The 20,425-nt window shown below is 64.9% G+C and carries 14 protein-coding genes; 11 read left to right on the top strand and 3 right to left on the bottom strand.

Features of this window, described 5'->3' with window-relative positions:
* Positions 1-6: 6 nt before the first annotated feature.
* From AC1D10_RS00430 to AC1D10_RS00420, 3 genes are all read right to left on the bottom strand, one after another.
* On the bottom strand, positions 7-660 hold the full coding sequence (locus AC1D10_RS00430; RefSeq protein ID WP_477268108.1) for an alpha-ketoglutarate-dependent dioxygenase AlkB family protein: 654 nt from the start codon (positions 658-660) through the stop codon (positions 7-9).
* Positions 661-753: 93 nt separating this feature from the next.
* Positions 754-1,191, bottom strand: a complete 438-nt coding sequence (arfB, locus tag AC1D10_RS00425) for an alternative ribosome rescue aminoacyl-tRNA hydrolase ArfB (protein WP_477268106.1) — start codon at positions 1,189-1,191, stop codon at positions 754-756.
* A gap of 86 nt (positions 1,192-1,277) precedes the next feature.
* Positions 1,278-2,888, bottom strand: a complete 1,611-nt coding sequence (locus AC1D10_RS00420; RefSeq protein ID WP_477269780.1) for a phosphoenolpyruvate carboxykinase — start codon at positions 2,886-2,888, stop codon at positions 1,278-1,280.
* A 343-nt stretch (positions 2,889-3,231) separates the two neighbouring features.
* Between AC1D10_RS00420 and AC1D10_RS00415 the strand changes: the two genes are divergently transcribed.
* The 11 genes from AC1D10_RS00415 to addA all read left to right on the top strand — a co-directional run bounded on the left by AC1D10_RS00415 (position 3,232) and on the right by addA (position 20,412).
* Positions 3,232-3,933, top strand: coding sequence for a response regulator transcription factor (locus AC1D10_RS00415; protein WP_013528337.1), 702 nt, complete (start codon positions 3,232-3,234; stop codon positions 3,931-3,933).
* Positions 3,934-4,017: 84 nt separating this feature from the next.
* A complete protein-coding gene (locus tag AC1D10_RS00410; protein WP_477268103.1) occupies positions 4,018-5,802 on the top strand; it encodes a stimulus-sensing domain-containing protein in 1,785 nt (594 codons plus the stop codon).
* 53 nt (positions 5,803-5,855) lie between these two features.
* The gene (locus AC1D10_RS00405; protein WP_477268101.1) at positions 5,856-6,326 is read left to right on the top strand and encodes an HPr kinase/phosphorylase; all 471 of its coding nucleotides are present in this window, start codon (positions 5,856-5,858) and stop codon (positions 6,324-6,326) included.
* 164 nt (positions 6,327-6,490) lie between these two features.
* A complete protein-coding gene (locus AC1D10_RS00400; protein WP_056589309.1) occupies positions 6,491-6,892 on the top strand; it encodes a PTS sugar transporter subunit IIA in 402 nt (133 codons plus the stop codon).
* A complete protein-coding gene (locus AC1D10_RS00395; protein ID WP_379101088.1) occupies positions 6,889-7,185 on the top strand; it encodes an HPr family phosphocarrier protein in 297 nt (98 codons plus the stop codon). The genes AC1D10_RS00400 and AC1D10_RS00395 overlap by 4 nt, the downstream gene beginning before the upstream one ends.
* Positions 7,186-7,366: 181 nt before the next feature.
* Positions 7,367-8,767, top strand: a complete 1,401-nt coding sequence (gene ahcY, locus AC1D10_RS00390; RefSeq protein WP_379101090.1) for an adenosylhomocysteinase — start codon at positions 7,367-7,369, stop codon at positions 8,765-8,767.
* A 198-nt stretch (positions 8,768-8,965) separates the two neighbouring features.
* The gene (locus AC1D10_RS00385; RefSeq protein ID WP_477268097.1) at positions 8,966-11,521 is read left to right on the top strand and encodes a sensor histidine kinase; all 2,556 of its coding nucleotides are present in this window, start codon (positions 8,966-8,968) and stop codon (positions 11,519-11,521) included.
* 8 nt (positions 11,522-11,529) lie between these two features.
* Positions 11,530-13,041, top strand: a complete 1,512-nt coding sequence (tsaE, locus tag AC1D10_RS00380) for a tRNA (adenosine(37)-N6)-threonylcarbamoyltransferase complex ATPase subunit type 1 TsaE (protein ID WP_477268095.1) — start codon at positions 11,530-11,532, stop codon at positions 13,039-13,041.
* Positions 13,038-13,766, top strand: coding sequence for a nucleotidyltransferase family protein (locus tag AC1D10_RS00375; RefSeq protein ID WP_477268093.1), 729 nt, complete (start codon positions 13,038-13,040; stop codon positions 13,764-13,766). Before tsaE ends, AC1D10_RS00375 begins: the two co-directional genes overlap by 4 nt.
* Positions 13,763-16,897: a double-strand break repair protein AddB gene (gene addB / locus AC1D10_RS00370; protein WP_477268091.1), complete on the top strand. Its 3,135-nt coding sequence runs from the start codon at positions 13,763-13,765 to the stop codon at positions 16,895-16,897. Before AC1D10_RS00375 ends, addB begins: the two co-directional genes overlap by 4 nt.
* Positions 16,894-20,412, top strand: coding sequence for a double-strand break repair helicase AddA (addA, locus tag AC1D10_RS00365; protein WP_477268089.1), 3,519 nt, complete (start codon positions 16,894-16,896; stop codon positions 20,410-20,412). The genes addB and addA overlap by 4 nt, the downstream gene beginning before the upstream one ends.
* Positions 20,413-20,425 lie beyond the last annotated feature (13 nt).

Here is a 20,425-nt window from a genome sequence, read left to right as displayed (position 1 = left end):
GGAGGTCTATCGGCCTTCTTCCGAGACTTCGTTGGTCGCGGCGGGGATTGGTTTCGTCACCCGCCGCAGCGTCAGATTGATGCGCCCTCCGTTCTTCAGCAGCGCCGAGGTCGAGGGGTAGATGCGGTCGACGCCGTGAAAGCTGAGGCGCCCTTCGCCGCCGAGCACCACGACGTCGCCGCTTTTCAGCCTGAACGACTTCGTGCCGCCCTCACGCGTCGTCTGGCCGACCCTGAACAGGCAGTCGTCGCCCAGCGAAACGGAAACCACCGGTGCCGAAAAATCGGCCTCGTCGCGATCCTGATGCAGGCCCATTTTTGCTTCCGGTGTATAGAAATTGACCAGGCAGGCCTCGGGCGGGTGCGGGTAGCCCGACACCTGCCGCCACAGGTCGAGCAGCCCGTCCGGAATCGGCGGCCATGGCGATCCGGTCACCGGGTGTGTCGGCTGATAGCGGTAGCCGCCTTCCTTGTCGGTGACCCAGCCGAGCGGCCCGCAATTGGTCATGCGCACGCTCATCTCCTTGCCGGTGCGCGGCATGGCCGGTACGAACAGCGGCGCCTGCTGCACGATGCTTCTGACATCCTCGACCAGCGCTTCCTGTACGGTGCGTGACAGGTAGGCCGGCATGTGGCGGACGCCTTTGGGCAGGACGAGCATGGGGTCGGTCGACAATCCGGATTGATGCTTTGATCGCGAAGACTGCCATACAGGAGCGCTGATAACGACCCGAAAACGTTTGGGCGGGCGGCTTCAGTCGTCGCCGACGCGGCCGCGCAGTTTCTTGATCGTGCCACGTCCGGCCTTGCTTTTCAGCCGCCGTTCCACCGCGCCTTTCGACGGCCGCGTCTTCTTGCGCGGCGGCGGTGGCGGCACGGCGGCCTTGGCGACCAGTGCCGTGAGCCTTGCCCGGGCGTCCGCCCGGTTCTGTTCCTGGGTGCGGAAGCGGCCAGCCTCGATGACGATGACGCCGTCCTTGGTGGCACGCTGGCCGGCAAGCTTGATCGTCCGCTCGCGCACGCGCTCCGACAGGCCCGTTGCGTTGGCCGCGTCGAAGCGCAGCTGCACCGCCGTCGCCACCTTGTTGACGTTCTGGCCACCGGGACCGGACGAGCGGATGAAGTCCTCGTGCAGGTCGCCCGGGTGGATCACCGCATCGTCGGCAATGATAATGTTGTCGTCGCTCGCCATGCCGCAGTCATGGCGCGGCGGACTGAAAAAGAAAAGGCCCGATCGAGACCGGGCCCTTCAACGACAGGCTGAGCGCAACGGCGTGATTACTCCGCCGCTTCCTGCATGCGCGGCGCCGCACCCAGCACCACGGCGTCGACATGGCTTTCGAATTTTTCGAAGTTGACGGCGAACATGCCGACCAGCTTCGCTGCCTGCCGATCATAACCGGCCTTGTCGGCCCAGGTCGACCGCGGGTCGAGAATGGCGCTATCGACGCCCGGGACAGCCACCGGCACCTCGAAGCCGAAATTGGCGTCGGTGCGGAACGCGGTTGCGTTCAGCGAGCCGTCGAGTGCAGCGGCAAGCAATGCCCGCGTCGCCTTGATCGGCATCCGCTTGCCGGTGCCGTAGGCGCCGCCGGTCCAGCCGGTGTTGACCAGCCAGCAATCGGCGTCATGGCGGGCGATCAACTCGCGCAGCAAATTGCCGTATTCCGATGGATGGCGCGGCATGAATGGCGCGCCGAAACAGGTCGAAAACGTCGCTTCGGGTTCGGTCACGCCCTTTTCGGTTCCGGCCACCTTGGCGGTGTAGCCGGACAGGAAATGATACATCGCCTGCGCCGGGGTCAGGCGCGCGATCGGCGGCATCACGCCGAAGGCATCCGCGGTCAGCATAATGATGTTGTTCGGATGATTGGCGCGTCCCGTCTTGCTGGCATTGGGGATGAAGTGCAGCGGGTAGGCGCAACGCGTGTTTTCGGTGAGCCTTGCGTCGTTGAAATCCGGCACGCGGTTCGTGTCCAGCACGACATTCTCCAGCACCGTGCCGAAGCGTTGCGTGGTGGCGAAGATTTCCGGTTCGGCTTCAGCCGACAGCTTGATCGTCTTGGCGTAGCAACCGCCTTCGAAATTGAAGATGCCGTGCGGTCCCCAGCCATGCTCGTCGTCGCCGATCAGCGTGCGCGACGGATCGGCCGAAAGTGTCGTCTTGCCGGTTCCCGACAGTCCGAAGAAGACGGCTGCGTCCCCGGTCGGCCCTTCATTGGCCGAGCAATGCATCGGCATGACGCCCTTCGCCGGCAACAGATAGTTGAGCATGGTGAACACCGACTTCTTCATCTCGCCGGCATAGGAGGTGCCGCCGATCAACACGATCTTGCGCGTTAGGTCGACGGCGATCACCGTTTCGGTGCGGCTGCCGTGACGGACGGGATCGGCGCGGAACGACGGCAGGTCGATGATCGTCATCTCGGGCACGAACTGCTCGAGTTCCGCGACGTCCGGGCGGATAAGCAGATTGCGGATGAACAGCGAGTGCCAAGCAAACTCGGTGATCACCCTGGTGGGCAGCTTCAACTCCTCATCGGCGCCGCCAACCAGATCCTGCACGTAAAGATCCTTGTCCGCGGCATGGGCGCGGAAATCGGCTAGCAGCGTATCGAACTGGCCAGGCGAGATCGCCTTGTTGTTGTCCCACCAGACATGCGGCTCGGTGGCGCCGTCGCGGACGACGAATTTGTCCTTGGGCGAGCGGCCGGTGTGTTGGCCGGTCTCGGCGACCAGCGCGCCATGCGCGGTGAGCCGGGCTTCGCCGCGCCGGATCGATTCCTCATAAAGGGAAGCCGCACCGAAATTATAGCGCACCACGCCGGTGGTTTTCAGGCCGATATGATCGATCGCGCAGGCAGAATTGCGTTTGCCGACTTCCGACATCAGGTGTCCCTCTTCGATTTTCCGCATCTTTGCCGGCAGGTTTCCGGCATGCCTACAACGCAGGCTGAGATTGTCAGAACCAGAAAAGGCAAATGATATCAAATCATTAATCGATTTAAATATTTTGAAAGTTGTTTAAATCGTTTATATGTGCAAAAAGTTTCGCGGTTGCCCAAAGGATTGGCGGTGTTCGTTCGTCCAATCCATATCGAGGTAGGATTGTGGCCGCCGGCATGCCGCGCGTGACAGCGGACAAGGCCTATGCCACATTTTGTACCTAATTTGTCCTGCAAAAGCCCCTTCTCTACGAAAGAAGGGACAGCTCATGAGGGAGCCGCTTGAAATGGCAACAATCGCGCTTGTCGATGACGACCGCAACATTCTGACGTCGGTCTCGATCGCCCTCGAATCCGAGGGTTATCGCGTCGAGACCTACACGGATGGTGCGTCTGCGCTGGAAGGGCTGGCGGCACGCCCGCCGAATCTTGCCATCCTCGACATCAAGATGCCGCGCATGGATGGTATGGAGCTGCTGCGCCGCATGCGCCAGAAGTCCGACCTTCCGGTCATCTTCCTGACCTCCAAGGATGACGAGATCGACGAATTGTTCGGCCTCAAGATGGGCGCCGACGATTTCATCCGCAAACCGTTCTCGCAGCGTTTGCTGGTCGAGCGCGTGCGCGCGGTACTGCGCCGGGCCAGTGCCCGCGAGGCCGCGGCCAAGACGCCCAGCCAGCAGGCCCGTTCGCTCGAACGCGGCCAGCTTGTCATGGACCAGGAGCGCCATACCTGCACCTGGAAGGGCGAGCCGGTGACGCTGACTGTCACCGAGTTCCTGATCCTGCATTCGCTGGCGCAGCGTCCCGGTGTCGTAAAAAGCCGTGATGCGCTGATGGATTCGGCCTATGATGAACAGGTCTATGTCGACGACCGCACCATCGACAGCCACATCAAGCGGCTGCGCAAGAAGTTCAAGGCCGTCGACGACGACTTCGAGATGATCGAAACTCTTTACGGAGTCGGATATCGGTTCCGCGAAGCGTAAGCTGGTGCATGTCGCCCAAAAGTGGTCCCGGTTTTGGGACAACGACATGCATCAAGGCAAAGACTAGGCGGGAGCTGCTATTCGATGGCAGTGGAAGCACAGCGAAGCAGACCGGCGGGCGCTGCCAGGCGGCCGTCGCGCATCATGCCGTCATTCGTGTCGAAAATCACGGTGCCGATGCGCCGCTTCCTCGGCCATCATATCTTTTCCAGCCTGACGCGGCGCATCCTCTTCCTCAACCTCGCCGGGTTGGCCGTCCTGGTCACCGGCATCCTCTATCTCAACACCTTCCGCGACGGGCTGATCGACGCCCGTGTCGAAAGCCTGATGACCCAGGGCGAGATCATCGCCGGCGCCATCGCCGCGTCGGCGACGGTCGAGACGGATTCGATCAGCATCGACCCGGAAAAGCTGCTCGAGCTGCAGGCTGGCGAAAGTCTCGGGCCGGGCTCGGACCAGCTCGATAATCTCGACTTCCCGATCAACCCGGAGCGTGTCGCGCCGGTGCTGAGAAGGCTGATCTCGCCGACCCGGACCCGCGCCCGCATCTATGACCGCGACGCCAATCTGCTGCTCGATTCGCGCCATCTCTATTCGCGCGGCCAGATCCTGCGCTACGACCTGCCGCCGGTCGAAGAGGAAGAGCCCGATCTGGTCGAGCGCATCCAGAAGTTCGTCTTCGATTTCTTCCGCAACACCGAGCTGCCGGTCTATCACGAACAGCCGGGCGGCAATGGCGCCGCTTTCCCGGAAGTCGTCAAGGCGCTCACCGGCAGCCCGTCGACCATCGTGCGCGTCTCGGAACAGGGCGAGCAGATCGTTTCGGTGGCGGTGCCGATCCAGCGCTTCCGTGCCGTTCTCGGCGTGCTGATGCTGTCGACGGAAGGTGGCGACATCGACAAGATCGTCGCCGCCGAGCGCAAGGCGATCCTGCGCGTCTTCGGCATCGCGGCCCTCGTCACCGCCATCCTGTCGATGCTGCTCGCGTCCACCATCGCCAATCCGCTGCGCCGGCTGTCGGCGGCGGCGGTGCGGGTGCGGCGCGGCGTCAAGAGCCGCGAGGAAATCCCCGACTTTTCCGACCGCCAGGATGAGATCGGCAATCTGTCGATCGCCATACGCGACATGACCAACGCGCTCTACGCCCGCATCGAGGCGATCGAAAGCTTTGCCGCTGACGTCTCGCACGAATTGAAGAACCCGCTGACGTCGCTGCGCAGCGCGGTGGAAACCTTGCCGCTGGCCAAGAACGACAATTCGCGCGGCCGGCTGATGGACATCATCCAGCACGATGTCAGGCGGCTGGACCGGCTCATCACCGATATTTCCGACGCCTCCCGTCTTGATGCCGAGCTGGCGCGTGAAGATGCCGGCACCGTCGACCTGAAGAAATTCATCACCGATCTCGTCGCCGTTTCGCGTGAAGCCACGCGCAACAAGAAGGCCGTCGAGATCGAATTCAAGGTCGCCAAGCTGCCGCAGGGCGTCAAAGGCTATGTGGTCGTCGGCCATGATCTGCGCATCGGCCAGGTCATCACCAACCTGATCGAGAACGCCCGTTCCTTCGTTCCCGAAGACCATGGCCATATCAGCCTGTCGCTGGCGCGCGCCGGTAAGTTCAACATCGTCACCGTCGACGACAACGGTCCCGGCATCCGCGCCGACAACATCGACCGCATCTTCGAACGCTTCTACACCGATCGGCCGGCCGGCGAGGCGTTCGGCCAGAATTCGGGCCTTGGCCTGTCGATATCCAGGCAGATCGTCGAGGCCCATGGCGGCACCTTGACCGCCGAAAACATCCCCGGCACCAAGCCCGGCGAAATCAAGGGTGCGCGCTTCGTCGTGACACTGCCGGCCGAAGCATGATCCCGAAAAGTGGAAGCCGGTTTTCGGACAGGATCACGCTTCATCCAAAAAGCATGATCGGCAAGCCTGATCCAGTTGCGCAGCCTGAAAACATTCACGGAACCGCGATCCTGATCGGCGAGCGTGGCGTCCTTATCACCGGGTCGTCCGGCGCCGGCAAGACGACGCTGGCACTGACACTCTTGGACCATTGCCGCGCGCGCGGGCTGTTCTCGCGGCTGATCGGTGACGACAGGCTGCTTGCCGCGGCCCGCACCGGGCGGCTGGTCTGTCGCGTGCCGGCGACCATCGCCGGTCTCGCCGAAATACCTGGGTTCATGCCGCGCCCGCTGCCGTTCGAGCCGGGCGGAGTGATCGACCTGCATGTGAGGCTGGTGCCAAAGGCAGACATGGCCCGTTTCCAGGAGGAAATCAGCGACCCGGTCGCAGGCTGCCCGGTGCCGCGTATCGACCTTGCCGAGCGCAACGCCGCCACAGCCTTGCCCGCCGTGATGGCGCGGCTGTCGATCGCGCCTTTTCTATGATCCGCTCGGGATTTTTTGCTGCAATGCGTCAAAATGGCATGGGCCGGCGCAATTTTGGGCTTGTCAACGGGCCGCGCGTCGACAAGATAGCGCTCCCGCCGCCTGGAATGGCTGGCGAGCATAAAATGCGCCTGTGAAGCGGCGATGACGGGAGCCACCAAAGAATGATCGGACTCGTGCTTGTAACGCACGGTCAACTGGCCGCCGAGTTCCGACATGCCGTGGAACATGTCGTCGGGCCACAAGACAATTTCGAAACCGTGGCGATCGGCGCCGATGACGATATGGAGCAGCGTCGCCGTGACATCGTCGACGCCGTTGCCCGTGTCGACACCGGAACGGGCGTCATCGTGCTGACCGACATGTTCGGCGGCACGCCCTCCAATCTTGCGATTTCGGTGATGGAGTCCGGCCGCACCGAGGTGATCGCCGGTATGAACCTGCCGATGCTGATCAAGCTCTCCTCGATCCGCAAGGGCGACAACATGGCGGCCGCGCTTGACGAGGCGCAGGCGGCCGGCCGCAAGTACATCAACGTCGCCAGTCAGCTTTTGAGCAGCAAATGAACGCGCTGTCCCCGGAACAAGACCAGATCGTCCGGGACTTCCCCATCATCAACCAGCGCGGCCTGCATGCGCGCGCCTCGGCGAAATTCGTCCAGCTGGCCAGCGGCTTCGACGCCTCGGTGCATGTCGAGAAGGACGGCGTCAAGGTCGGCGGCACCTCGATCATGGGCCTGATGATGCTGGCGGCAAGCCCCGGCTACTCGATCCGTGTCACCGCCAGCGGGCCGGAGGCACTGCAGGTCATCGACGCGCTGGAGCAGCTGGTGGCATCCCGTTTCGGCGAGGAAAGCTGATCCTCTACATCGCCAAAGCATGTCCGATGGACATGCAGGGATAAAGATTTCTTTATATCCCATTGTCGTCCAAGCGGCGATCTGCTAGTCAGGCCGGCAATTCGCGCCCTTCGACGCGCCGACCGGCGTGGGCGCATCCGCAACCAATTCGCAGCACAACCATTCGCATCGGAGCACTGCCATGACGGGTAGCAAGGACTATGTGGTCGCCGACATCTCGCTTGCCGGCTGGGGCCGCAAGGAAATCGAGATCGCCGAAACCGAAATGCCGGGCCTGATGGCCAGCCGCGAGGAATTCGGCGACAAGAAGCCGCTGAAGGGCGCGCGCATCACCGGCTCGCTGCACATGACCATCCAGACGGCGGTGCTGATCGAGACGCTGAAGGCGCTCGGCGCCGACATCCGCTGGGCTTCCTGCAACATCTTCTCGACCCAGGACCATGCGGCCGCGGCCATCGCCGAGTCCGGTATCCCGGTGTTCGCCGTCAAGGGCGAGTCGCTCGAGGAGTACTGGGACTACACCGACAAGATCTTCCAGTGGGCCGACGGCGGCACCTCCAACATGATCCTCGATGATGGCGGCGACGCCACCATGTACATCCTGATCGGCGCCCGCGCCGAGGCCGGCGAGGACGTGCTGTCCAACCCGCAGAGCGAGGAGGAGGAATACTTCTACGCTCAGGTCAAGAAGCGCCTGAAGGCCTCGCCCGGCTTCTTCACCAAGCAGAAGGCGGCGATCCGCGGTGTCACCGAAGAGACGACCACCGGCGTCAACCGGCTTTACCAGCTGCAGAAGAAGGGCCTGCTGCCCTTCCCCGCCATCAACGTCAACGACTCGGTCACCAAGTCGAAGTTCGACAACAAATATGGCTGCAAGGAATCGCTGGTCGACGGCATCCGTCGTGGCACCGACACCATGATGGCCGGCAAGGTAGCGGTCGTCTGCGGCTATGGCGACGTCGGCAAGGGCTCGTCGGCCTCGCTCAAGGGCGCCGGCGCCCGCGTCAAGGTCACCGAGGTCGATCCGATCTGCGCCCTGCAGGCGGCGATGGACGGTTTTGAAGTCGTCACCCTGGAAGATGCGGCGCCCACCGCCGACATCGTCATCACCACCACCGGCAACAAGGATGTCGTCACCCTCGACCACATGCGCTCGATGAAGGACATGGTGATCGTCGGCAACATCGGTCACTTCGACAACGAGATCCAGGTGGCCTCGCTGCGCAATCTGAAATGGACCAACGTCAAGCCGCAGGTCGACATGATCACCTTCCCGGATGGCAAGCGGATGATCCTCCTGTCGGAAGGCCGGCTGCTCAATCTCGGCAACGCAACCGGCCACCCGAGCTTCGTCATGTCGGCCTCCTTCACCAACCAGGTGCTGGCCCAGATCGAGCTGTACACCAAGCCCGGCCAGTACGAGAACCAAGTCTATGTGCTGCCCAAGCATCTCGATGAAAAGGTCGCGCGCCTGCATCTCGACAAGCTTGGCGCCCGTCTGACCGAACTATCGGGCGAACAGGCCGCTTATATTGGCGTGACCCAGCAGGGGCCCTTCAAGCCGGAACACTACCGCTATTAACCAAAGCTAAAATTACTACCAGATATTGATGCCGGGCGATTGACTTTTCGCCCGGCTTTATTTTTGCGCGCCATCGCCTTCACGGCGATTCGGCGAGGGTTTATTGTCAGGTGATTCGCGGCGCTTCCGGCCCGAGAGGGGATCAGAGAGGCACGCATCAGGGCGGTCTTGCATTCAGGCGGCGGAGAGGACCAAGACATGCCGGGGCAACACCCGCACAGAGCGGGACGGGCCGTTTCCGGCGGCCAAGACGATTCGGGGGTCACTGGCTCCGCCCTGCAAGGCGGAGGCCTGTCATTGCGCGCCCGCGCGGGGCTGTTCCTTGCTACGTCCGCGTTTACCGGTCCCTTGGCCAATGCGGTCGCGCATGCCGAAGCCGCTGGCGTGACCACGGCCGGGTTGTCGATCAGCACGATCGAGGTCATGCAGCTTGCGGTGTTTGTCGGCGTGACCGGCGCCGCACTTCTGTCGGCCATCGTTCTCATCCGTGAAAGAGCCCGCACCTCGGCGGAAAATGTCGAACTCAGGAGCCGCCTCGCCGACATCAACGCGGCCCTGCGCCGCTCGGAGGCGCTGCTCAATCTGCGCGACCAGCGCGTGGTTGTCTGGGCCGCGGAAAACAAGAAGCCCGAACTCATCGGCACATTGCCCGTCGAAAGCGGCGCTCCCGAGGACCGGGCCGCTTTCCTCGCTTTCGGTCGTTGGCTGATGCCGCGTTCGGCTGCGGCGCTCGAACATGCCGTCGCGGGATTGCGCGAAAAGGCAAAACACTTCGACCTCGTCATCGAATCGCAGGCCGGCGCGCCGCTCGAAGTGCACGGCCGCAAGAGCGCGGCACATGTGCTCGTGCGTTTCGTCTCGCTCTCGGAGACGCAGCGCAGCCAGGCAAGGTTGAAGATCGAGAACCAGCGGTTGGCGGCCGACCATGACACGATGATCGGCCTGCTCGACGCGCTGAACATGCCGACATGGCTTCGCAGCGAGGATGGGCGGCTGAAGTGGGTCAACCGGGCCTATGCCGATGCGGTCGAAGCCGAAAATGCCGAAGCCGCGGTTCGGGAGGCAAAGGAGTTCCTCGGCGGCCAGGCACGCGATGCGATTGCCGCCCAGCACAAGACGCATCCGGTCTTCGAGCAGTCGCTTTCCACCGTGATCGAAGGCGACCGCCGTGTGTTCGCGGTCACCGATTTCGCCGGCGCGGATGGCTCGGCCGGCCTTGCCTGCGACACCAGCGCCATCGAGACCGTCCGCGGCGAGTACGAACGAACCGTCAGGAGCCACGCCGACACGCTCGACCAGCTCAATACGGCGGTCGCCATTTTCGACACCGACGAGAAGTTGCGGTTCTTCAACCAGGCTTTCCAGAAACTCTGGGGTCTCGACAGCGGTTTCCTGCACAGCGCTCCCGACAATGCCCTGCTGCTCGACCGGCTGCGCAGCTCGGGCAAGATCGCCGAGCAGCCTGAATGGCGCCGCTGGAAGGAAGGCCTGCTCGGCGCCTACCGCGCCGTCGAATCGCAGGAACATTGGTGGCATCTGCCGGACGGCAAGACCATCCGCGTCGTCGCCAACCCGCAGCCCAAGGGCGGCGTCACCTGGGTGTTCGAGAACCTGACCGAGAAGATGGACCTCGAAAGCCGCTACCAGACAGCGGTGCGGGTGCAGGGCGAGACACTCGACAATCTTGCCGAAGGCGTGGCGGTGTTCGGCCCCGATGGCAGGCTTCGGCTGTCGAACCCTGCTTTTGCCAAGCTCTGGGGCTTGAGCGGCGAAGCGGCCAAGTCCAATGTGCACGTTTCCGCGATCCGCGACCTTTGCGATGGGCAGGCGGCGAACAGTCCCTGGCCGGGCTTCGTGGCCGCCATCACCGGGTTCGACGACGAGCGCCGCGACCGCCACGGCCAGACCGAACTCAACAACGGCAATGTGCTGAGCTACGCCATGATCCCGTTGCCCAACGGGCAGGTGATGATGACCTTCGTCGACGTCACCGACAGCGTCAACGTCGAGCGGGCGCTGAAGGACAAGAACGAGGCGCTGCAAAAATCCGATCAGCTCAAGAACGAATTCGTCCAGCACGTCTCCTACGAATTGCGCTCGCCGCTGACCAACATCATCGGCTTCACCGAACTGCTGTCGCTGCCGGCGACCGGCCCGCTGACGCAGAAGCAGCGCGAGTATGTCGAGCATGTCAGCTCGTCCTCCTCGGTCCTGCTCACCATCGTCAATGACATCCTAGACCTGGCGACAGTGGATGCCGGCATCATGCAGCTCGACATTTCCGAGGTGCAGGTCGGTCGCACCATTGCGGCCGCGGCCGAACTGGTGGCCGACCGGCTGGAAGAGCATTCGATCAGGCTTGAGGTCGACGCCGCCGCGGCGCCGAAGACATTCCATGGCGACGAGATCCGCGTCCGCCAGATCCTCTACAATCTGCTCAGCAACGCCGCCAACTACGCGCCGGAAGCCAGCACCATCCGGCTCACGTGCCGCCGTCTGGCGGACGGGGTGGAATTCTCTGTTCATGACGACGGCCCCGGCATGCCGCCGGACCTGCTCGATTCGGTGTTCCGGCGTTTTGAGCCGCGCGCCAATGGCGGCCGCCGGCGCGGCGCCGGTCTCGGCCTGTCGATCGTCAAGAGCTTTGTCGAGCTCCATGGCGGCAGCGTTCGCATCGAAACCGGCAAGGACAAGGGCACGACCGTTATCTGCACCTTCCCCGACATGCCGGGCATCCGCGCCGCGGCCGAGTAGCGCGCTCGATGACCGGATTGGTGCTGGAGCGTTTACTCGCCGACGAGACACAGACAGCGCGGCTGGGCGAGGATCTGGCGTTGTCGCTGCGTCCAGGCGACGTCCTGGCGCTCAAGGGCGACCTCGGCGCCGGCAAGTCGACCTTGGCGCGGGCGTTGATCCGGGCCTTGGCCGACGATGCCGGTCTCGACGTTCCGAGCCCGACCTTCACGCTGGTGCAAAGTTACGACACCCGCGTCCCGGTCCATCATTTCGATCTCTACCGCCTGTCCTCGGCGACTGAAATCGATGAGCTGGGTTTCGAGGAAGCCCTGGCGCAAGGCGCAGCCCTGGTCGAATGGCCGGAACGGGCGGAAAGCTATCTGCCGAAAACCTCGGTTTTGATCGAACTGGTCCAGCATGGCGAGGGCCGGCTGGCCCGGCTGTCGGGCGAGGGCGCCGTCTTCGATCGCGCGGCGCGCTCGCTGGCGATGCGCGCCTTTCTCGAAAGTGCCGGCTGGGGCGAAGCAAGGCGGCGCCATTTCATCGGCGATGCCTCGGCCCGCTCCTACGAGGTCGTCTCGCTTGAGGGCGCGGAGCCGCGTGTGCTGATGAATTCGCCGCGGCTGGTGCTCGGCCCGCCGGTCCGCGACGGCAGGCCCTATGCCGAGATCGCCCACCTGGCGCAATCCGTTACGGCTTTCGTTGCTATCGACCGCGCCTTGCTGGCTCAAGGTGTCAACGTGCCCGTGATCCACGCCAAGGACCTCGAACAAGGTTTCCTGCTCACCGAGCATCTGGGTTCAGAGAGCTTTCTCGACAGCGATGGCCTGCCGGTGGCCAAACGCTACGCGGCTGCGGCCGAGCTGTTGGCCATGATGCATGGCAAGGCATGGCCGGAGCGGATTGAGGCAGCGCCCGGCGTTTTCCACGACGTGCCACCCTTCGACCGCGATGCCATGATGATCGAGGCCAGTCTTTTGGTCGACTGGTATGTGCCGATGATTACCGGAAAGCCGGCAAGCGAAGCCTTGCGGATTGGCTTTGACAGGGAATGGAACGCGCTCCTCGACCGGCTGAAGGGCCGCGAATACACGCTGATGCTGCGCGATTTCCATTCGCCCAACATCATCTGGCGTGGCGACCGCGCCAGGCATGATCGGCTGGGCATCGTCGATATCCAGGACGCACTGATCGGGCCGTCCGCCTATGATGTCGCCTCGCTCGCCATGGACGCGCGTGTGACGATATCGCCCGAGATCGAGAGAGAGACGCTCGACGCCTATGTCGCGGCGCGCCACGCGGCCGGCACCTTCGACGAAGCAAGTTTTCTGGAATCCTACGCAATCATGGCGGCGCAGAGAAACTCCAAGATCCTCGGTATCTTCGTCCGCCTCGAAAAGCGCGACGGCAAGCCCTATTATCTGAAGCACCTGCCGCGCATTCGCGACTATCTGCGCCGGGCGCTGTCTCATCCAGCGCTGGCCAGCCTGCGGGAGTTCTACAACGCCAACGGTTTGCTGGAGGAGCGAGCACTGTGAAAGCAAGACCGGACACTGCGATCGTGCTCGCCGCCGGGCTTGGCAAGCGCATGCGGCCGATCACCGACACCATTCCCAAGCCGCTGGTCAAGATCGCCGGCAGGACGTTGCTCGACTGGGGCCTCGACAGCCTGGCCGCCGCCGGTGTCGGCAAGGCCGTAGTCAACGTCCATTATTTTCCCGAACAGATCATTGCCCATGTCGCCGCGCGCCACGCGCCACGGATCATCATTTCCGACGAGAGCGAAAAACTGCTCGATTCCGCCGGTGGCATCGTCAAGGCGTTGCCGGAGCTGGGCGGGCGGCCCTTCTACATCCTCAACGCCGACACCTTCTGGATCGACCAGGGTCCTCTCAATCTCGGCCGCCTTGCCCTTGCGTGGGACGCGGCGAAAATGGATATTCTGCTGATGCTGGCGGATCTCCATCAGGCGACCGGACACTGCGGCAGCACCGATTTCCTGGTGGCGCCGGACGGCGCCCTGCGGCGCTCGAAGGGCGATCCGGCGGGCCTGATCTATGCCGGGGCGGCGATCGTCCATCCGCGCCTGTTCGAGAATGCACCGGCCGGGCCGCACTCGATCAATGCCTATTTCGACACGGCCATAGCCGCCGGCCGCCTGTTCGGCATGCCGATGCATGGCCATTGGATCACCGTCGGCACGCCCGATGCCATTCCGCTCGCGGAAGCGGCGGTCGCCGACGCGTTAACCGAGTCGCAATGAGCGGCTCGAGCCGCGTTTTCTCAATTCCCTCCGGAGCGCCGTTTCTGCCGACGCTTGCCGAGGCGCTGCTTGCCGGCCGTCTCGTTCCGGGGTTTCGGTTCGATGGTGACCCGCTCGCTCTGGCCGATGTCACCATCTATGTGCCGACGCGCCGTGCCGCGCGCGCCTTGCGGGGTGTCTTCGTCGACAGCCTCGCGGCACGTGGCGGCGGCGGTTCGGCGATCCTGCCGGTCATCCGGCCACTGGGCGAATTCGACGAGGATGAAGCCGCATTCGAGACCGAGGCGTCGGCGGCAATCGACCTTGCTCCGCCGATCGCGGCAACCGAACGCCTGTTGTTGCTGGCGCCACTGGTGCGCGCCTGGAAGCGCCAGTTGCCGGCGCATGTCGCGGCACTCTTCGCCGAGGAGATCGTCATCCCGGCCTCTACCGCCGACGCGATCTGGCTGGCGCGCGATCTCGCCCGGCTGATGGATGAAATCGAGACCGAAGGCACGGACTGGGCCAAGCTTACCGATTTGGTGACCGGCAACCTCGCCGGATGGTGGCAGGTGACGCTCGAATTCCTCGGCATCGTCACCGGCGCCTGGCCGAAATTCCTTGCGGAGCGCGATCGCTCCAACCCGGCCGCGCATCGCAGCGCCCTGATCCGCGCCGAGGCCGCGCGGCTGCAACGCAGTCCGCCCGCCGGGCCGGTCATTGCTGCCGGGTCCACAGGCTCGATACCGGCCACGGCCGAACTGCTTGCCGCGATCGCCCGCTTGCCCGGCGGCGCCATCGTGCTGCCCGGTCTCGACCGGACGCTGGACGAAGCGTCCTTCCAGGCAATCGCCGCGCCCGGCGCGCGTCCGGCCGTGCTCGGCCACCCGCAATACGGTCTCGCCAGGCTGATCGGCAAGATCGGCGTGTTGCGCGGCGATGTCGAGGAGATCGGCGCGGCCGAGCCTCAACTGGCGCTTCGTGCCGCCCTCGTCGGCGAAGCCCTGCGGCCGGCTGAAACCACAGAGCTATGGGCCGAAACACGCGCCGGATTCTCAGTGCCCGATATCGCCGGAGCCTTCGCCGGCGTGACCCTGCTCGAAGCGGCCAGCGAACGCGATGAAGCCGTGGCCATCGCCGTCGCGCTCAGGCGCGCGATCGAACAGCCGGGCCAGAGGGCGGCTCTCGTCACCGGCGATCGTGCGCTGGCGCGGCGCGTTTCGGTCGAGCTCAAGCGCTTCGGCGTCGTCGCCGACGATTCCGGTGGCACGCCGCTCGCCAACACCCCGGCGGCCAGCCTGATCAGGCTGGCGCTCGAGGCGGTGTTCCGCCCAGGCGATCCGGTTGGCCTGCTGTCGCTGCTCAAGCATCCGCTGCTCGGCCTTGGCCTCGAACGCGCTGATGTGCGCCATGCGGCGGAGCTGGTCGAACTGGTGGCGCTGCGCGGCGGCACCGGCCGCCCCGATATCGTTTCGCTGCCGGAACTGTTCGAAACCCGCCTCACCGGCCTCGGCAGCGACAGCCGGCGGCCCTTCTGGTTTTCCCGGCTGACCGTGCTCTCCATCGAAGGCGCGAGGAATTTGCTCGAACGTCTCGCACAGGCGCTGGCACCGCTCGCGGCGTTTCGCGGCCACGCGGACGCCGACCTTGCCGCGCTGGTCAAGGCAAGCGTTGAAGCGCTCGAAAATCTCGGCCGCGCCGCCGATGGCGGCCTTGGCGCGCTCTATGCGGGTGACGCCGGCGAAAAGCTTGCCGAATTGCTGCGTGGGCTGGTCGCAGCGTCTGCACCGCTGTCCTTCATCGCAGACGAGTGGCCCGACGTGCTGGCGGCGCTGATCGCGCCCGAAACGGTCAAGCCTGCACAAGGCACCGACAGGAACATCGCCATCTGGGGCGCCCTGGAAGCGCGCTTGCAGGATGTCGACACGCTGGTCATCGGCGGGCTCAACGAGGGCGTATGGCCGCGCAAGCCCGAGAGCGACCGCTTCATGTCGCGGCTGATGAAGACCGGCATCGATCTCGAACCGCCCGAACGGCGCATCGGCCTTGCCGCGCACGACTTCCAGATGGCGATCGGCGCGAAGAAGGTGGTGCTGGCCCGCTCGGCGCGTGCCGGCGACGCACCGGCCGTGCCGTCGCGTTGGCTGCAGCGCCTGCTCACCTTCATCGGCAACGACCAGGCGGCGGAACTGCGCCGACGCGGCGACGAGCTGCTCGTCTGGGCACGCGCGATCGATACGGGCCCGAAGCGGGATTTCGCGCCACGGCCGCAGCCGAAGCCGCCTTTGTCGGTGCGCCCAAGCCATTTCTCGGTCACCGAGATCGAGACCCTGCGCCGTGATCCCTACGCCGTCTATGCACGAAAAATCCTCGGCCTGATGCCACTCGATCCCGTCATCCGCGACCCCGGCGCTGCCGAGCGCGGCACGCTGTTTCACGCCATCCTGCACCTGTTCTCGGCGCGCGTCGCCGATCCGCGCGCACCCGACGCGCTCGCCGGCCTCATCGCGGCCGGCCGCGCCTGTTTTGCCGAAGCAGCACTTCCGGCCGATGTCGAGGCCGTGTGGTGGCCGCGTTTCGAAAAACTCGCCGCCAACATCATCGAGTGGGAGCGCACGCGCGCTGACGCAGTGATGCGGCGTCATGCCGAGGAGCGCGCCGGCAAGACCGTCGTCGGCCAGTCCGGGGTGACACTGTCCGGTTACGCCGACCGGGTCGACCTGTTGGCCGGCGGCATGGCCGACATACTCGACTACAAGACAGGCTCTTCGCCGTCCAAGGCGCAGGCGCACACGCTGCTTGCGCCGCAACTGGCGCTGGAAGGCGCGCTGCTCAGGCGCGGCGCCTTCAAGGATCTGGGCGTGCGCGAACCCTCGCAACTGGCCTTCGTGCGGCTGAAGCCGAATGGCGAAGTGTTCGAGGAATCCATCCTCGAACACAACCGCCAGCCGAAGACCGCGACCGATCTTGCCGAAGACGCCTGGGCGAGGCTGGAAAAGCTTCTGATCCACTATGCCGACCCGGCGACCGGCTATCTGTCGCGCGCGCTGCCATTTCGTGAAGGCGAGACCGATGGCGACTACGACCATCTCGCCCGCGTGCTCGAATGGTCGGCCGGCGGCGACGCCGGTGACGAGGGAGGGGAGGCGTGAAGAAAGCCTATCCCATCCCCAGCGACACCGCGAGCAGCCAGGCCCGCGCCGCCGACCCCGGGAATTCCGCATGGGTGTCGGCCAATGCCGGCTCCGGCAAGACCCATGTGCTGGCCCAGCGCGTCATCCGGCTGCTGCTGCGCGGCACCGATCCGTCGAAGATCCTGTGCCTGACCTATACGCGCGCCGCCGCCGCCAACATGTCGAACCGGGTCTTTTCGACACTGTCGGAGTGGACGACGCTGGGTGATACGGATCTGGCGTCGAAGGTCGAGGCGCTGGAAGGGCGTCGGCCCGATCTTGGGACCATGCGCCGGGCGCGGCGCCTGTTCGCCGAGGCGCTGGAAACGCCCGGCGGGCTGAAGATCCAGACCATCCACGCCTTCTGCGAATCGGTGCTCCACCAATTCCCGCTGGAGGCCAACATCCCCGCCCATTTCGAGATGCTCGATCCGCCGATGGAAGCGTCGCTGTTTGCCGCCGCACGCCGCGATATGATTTCCGGCACGGCCGCCGGCGACATGGATCTGGCCGAGGCCTTTGCCACCATTCTCGATCGCGGCGGCGAGGCCGGGCTCGACGCCCTACTGGGCGAGATCGTGCGCAAGCGCGACGGCTTGCGCAATTTCATCGACGCCGTCGGGCGCGACGGCACGCGGTTCCAGGCGCTGTTCGACGAATTCCATTTCCGCCCCGGCCAGACCGCCGAAGGCATAGCGGCATCGGTCTGGCCGCTGCCGGGATTCTTGCCCGACTATTTTGCCGGCTTCGCCCAGGCCGCCGATACCACCGACGCCAGGACGGTGCTGAACAACATCCTGCCCTATGCTCGTCAGGCTTTTGCTGAGGCCGACCCGGTTCGTCGGCTGCAACTGCTTGCGAGGGCCTTCCTCAAGACCGATGGCGATGCCTACGATCCGGCAAAGGCCTTCAAGAAGGCGCTGGTCGACCGGTTGCCGGATCTGGCCGAGCGCTACCTTTCGACTGCCAGGGCCATCGTCGAAACCGTCGACAGGCTGGCCCTGTTCCGTATGCTGGAAGGCACACGCGCCGCGCTGACCATCGCCGACTGGCTGATCGCCCGCTACGAGGTGTTGAAGCGCAGCCGCGGCTTTCTCGACTTCAACGACCTGATCACCCGCACGGTCAATCTTCTGGCGCGGCCCGATGCCGGCCCCTGGGTGCAATACAAGCTCGATCAGGGCATCGACCACATCCTGCTCGATGAGGCGCAGGACACCAGCCCCGATCAATGGGAGGTGGTGAAGCGGCTGGCGGAAGAATTCTTTGCCGGCTTCGGCGCCCGCGACAGGGTCCATCGCACGGTCTTTGCCGTCGGTGACGAGAAGCAGTCGATCTATTCCTTTCAGGGTGCCGCCCCAGACTCCTTCGCCGACAGCCGGCTGTTGTTTGCGGGACGGGTGCGCAACGCCGAGGCATCCTTCGCCGACCTCAAGCTGACCTGGTCGTTTCGCTCGACCGACGACGTTCTGACCGCGGTCGACCGCGTCTTTGCCGATCCCATCGTGCGGCGCGGCATCAGCCATGATCCCGATCCGCTGCGTCACCAGGCGATTCGCACCGACGCGCCGGGCTATGTTGAGGTCTGGCCATCGGTTGGTGCCGACGTCGTCGACGAGCCCGACGACTGGACCCAGGCCATCGACCATGCCCATGCGCCGGCGGTGCGCGTTGCCGAGAATGTCGCGGCCACCATTGCCAGCTGGATCGGCAATGGTGAGATCATCGAGGGCCGCGGCAAGCGGCTGCGGCCGGGCGACGTGCTGGTGCTGGTGCGCAAGCGCGACCGCTTCGTCCACGCGCTGACCCGGGCGCTCAAACGCCGCGACATTCCGGTCGCCGGCGCCGACCGGCTGAGCCTGCCCGGCCACATCGCGGTCAAGGACCTGATCGCACTCGGCCATCTCCTCATCCAGCCGCAGGACGATCTGTCGCTCGCCGCTGTCCTGCGCAGCCCGATCTTCGATCTGCCGGAGGAGACGCTTTTCGCGCTCGCCGCGGACAGGCCGTCCGGCCTTTCATTGATTGCGTCTCTGCGCGCCCGCGCCGGCGAAAGCGAGGATTTGGCGGCGATTGTCGCCCAGCTCGACATCTGGACGAACGAATCCGCCTTCAAGCCGGTGTTCGAGTTCTATGCCGGCCTGCTGGCGCGCGATGGCGTGCGCCGGAAGATGATCGCGCGGCTCGGGCCTGAAGCCGGCGATATTCTCGACGAGTTCCTGAGTTTCTGCCTTGCCGAGGAACGAACCGGCCTGCCAGGGCTGGAAGCCTTCCTGTCGACGCTCGAAAACGCCGGCCCCGAGATCAAGCGCGAGATGGACCAGACCCGCGACGAGGTCCGCGTGATGACCGTGCATGCGGCCAAGGGCCTGGAAGCGCCGGTCGTGTTCCTGGTCGATGGCGGCTCCGCCCCGTTCAGCGACCAGCATCTGCCAAGGCTGATGCCGTTCGACGGTTCGGGCACATACTGGGACGGCAAGGGCTATCTCTGGCGCTCGGCCAGCGATGTCGCCAACGGCTTTTCGAAGGCAGCGGCGGTGCGGGCACGGGAACTCGCCGACGACGAATACCGCCGTCTGCTCTACGTCGGCATGACCCGGGCCGAGGACCGGCTGGTCGTCTGCGGCTATCACGGCAAGCGGGCGCCGAACGCCGGCACCTGGCATTCAATCGTCAGCCGCGCGCTGATTGGCGCTCCCGAGAGCGAGGAGCGGCCGCATCCCGCCGGCGGCGACCCCGTGCATCGTTTTCACGTCACCAAGCTGCCGCCCGTCGCTTCGGTCTCCGGCGAGCAGGCACGGCAGGCGCACACTTTCGGGCCTTTGCCGGCGACCCTGTTCCGGCCCTTGCCGCCTTTCGAGGATTTGCCGCGTCCGCTGTCGCCATCCGGCGCTTCGGCGCTCATCGACGAAGGCAAGGAAGCGGTGGTCGACAAGGCTTCGCCGGTATTGGACGCCGATGCCGAGCCGGGCTTTGCCGTGCTGCGTGGGCTCGCCCTGCACAAACTGCTGCAGATGCTGCCCGGCATTGCCGAGGACGAACGCGAGGGCGCCGCGGAACGGTATCTCGCCCGAACGGGTGCAGACTGGCCCGCGTCAGAGCGTAAAAAGGCCTTTGCGTCGGTCACCCTCATCCTCGCCGATCCGCGCTTCGGTCGGCTGTTCGCGACATCGTCGCGTGCCGAGGTCGCCATCATGGGCAGCCTGGAGGTCAAGGGCAAAAAGCGCTCGATTTCCGGTAAGATCGACCGGTTGGCGGTGACGCCGGACGCGGTTTCGATCGTCGACTACAAGACCAACCGGCCGGCGCCCGGCTCTCTGGCCGAGGTCCCGCCGGCCTATGTCCTGCAACTCGCGCTCTATCGCGCCCTGCTGCAGCCGCTTTATCCCGGGCGCGCGGTCCAGGCGGCCCTGCTGTTCACCGAAGCACCGCGGCTGATCGAACTGCCGGCCAACACCATGGATGACGCCCTTGCTCGACTCACAGGAGCGTGACACAACACCTGCT

Source organism: Mesorhizobium sp. P2_A8 (assembly GCF_056404935.1).
This window is presented reverse-complemented; position numbering and strand designations above follow the sequence as displayed.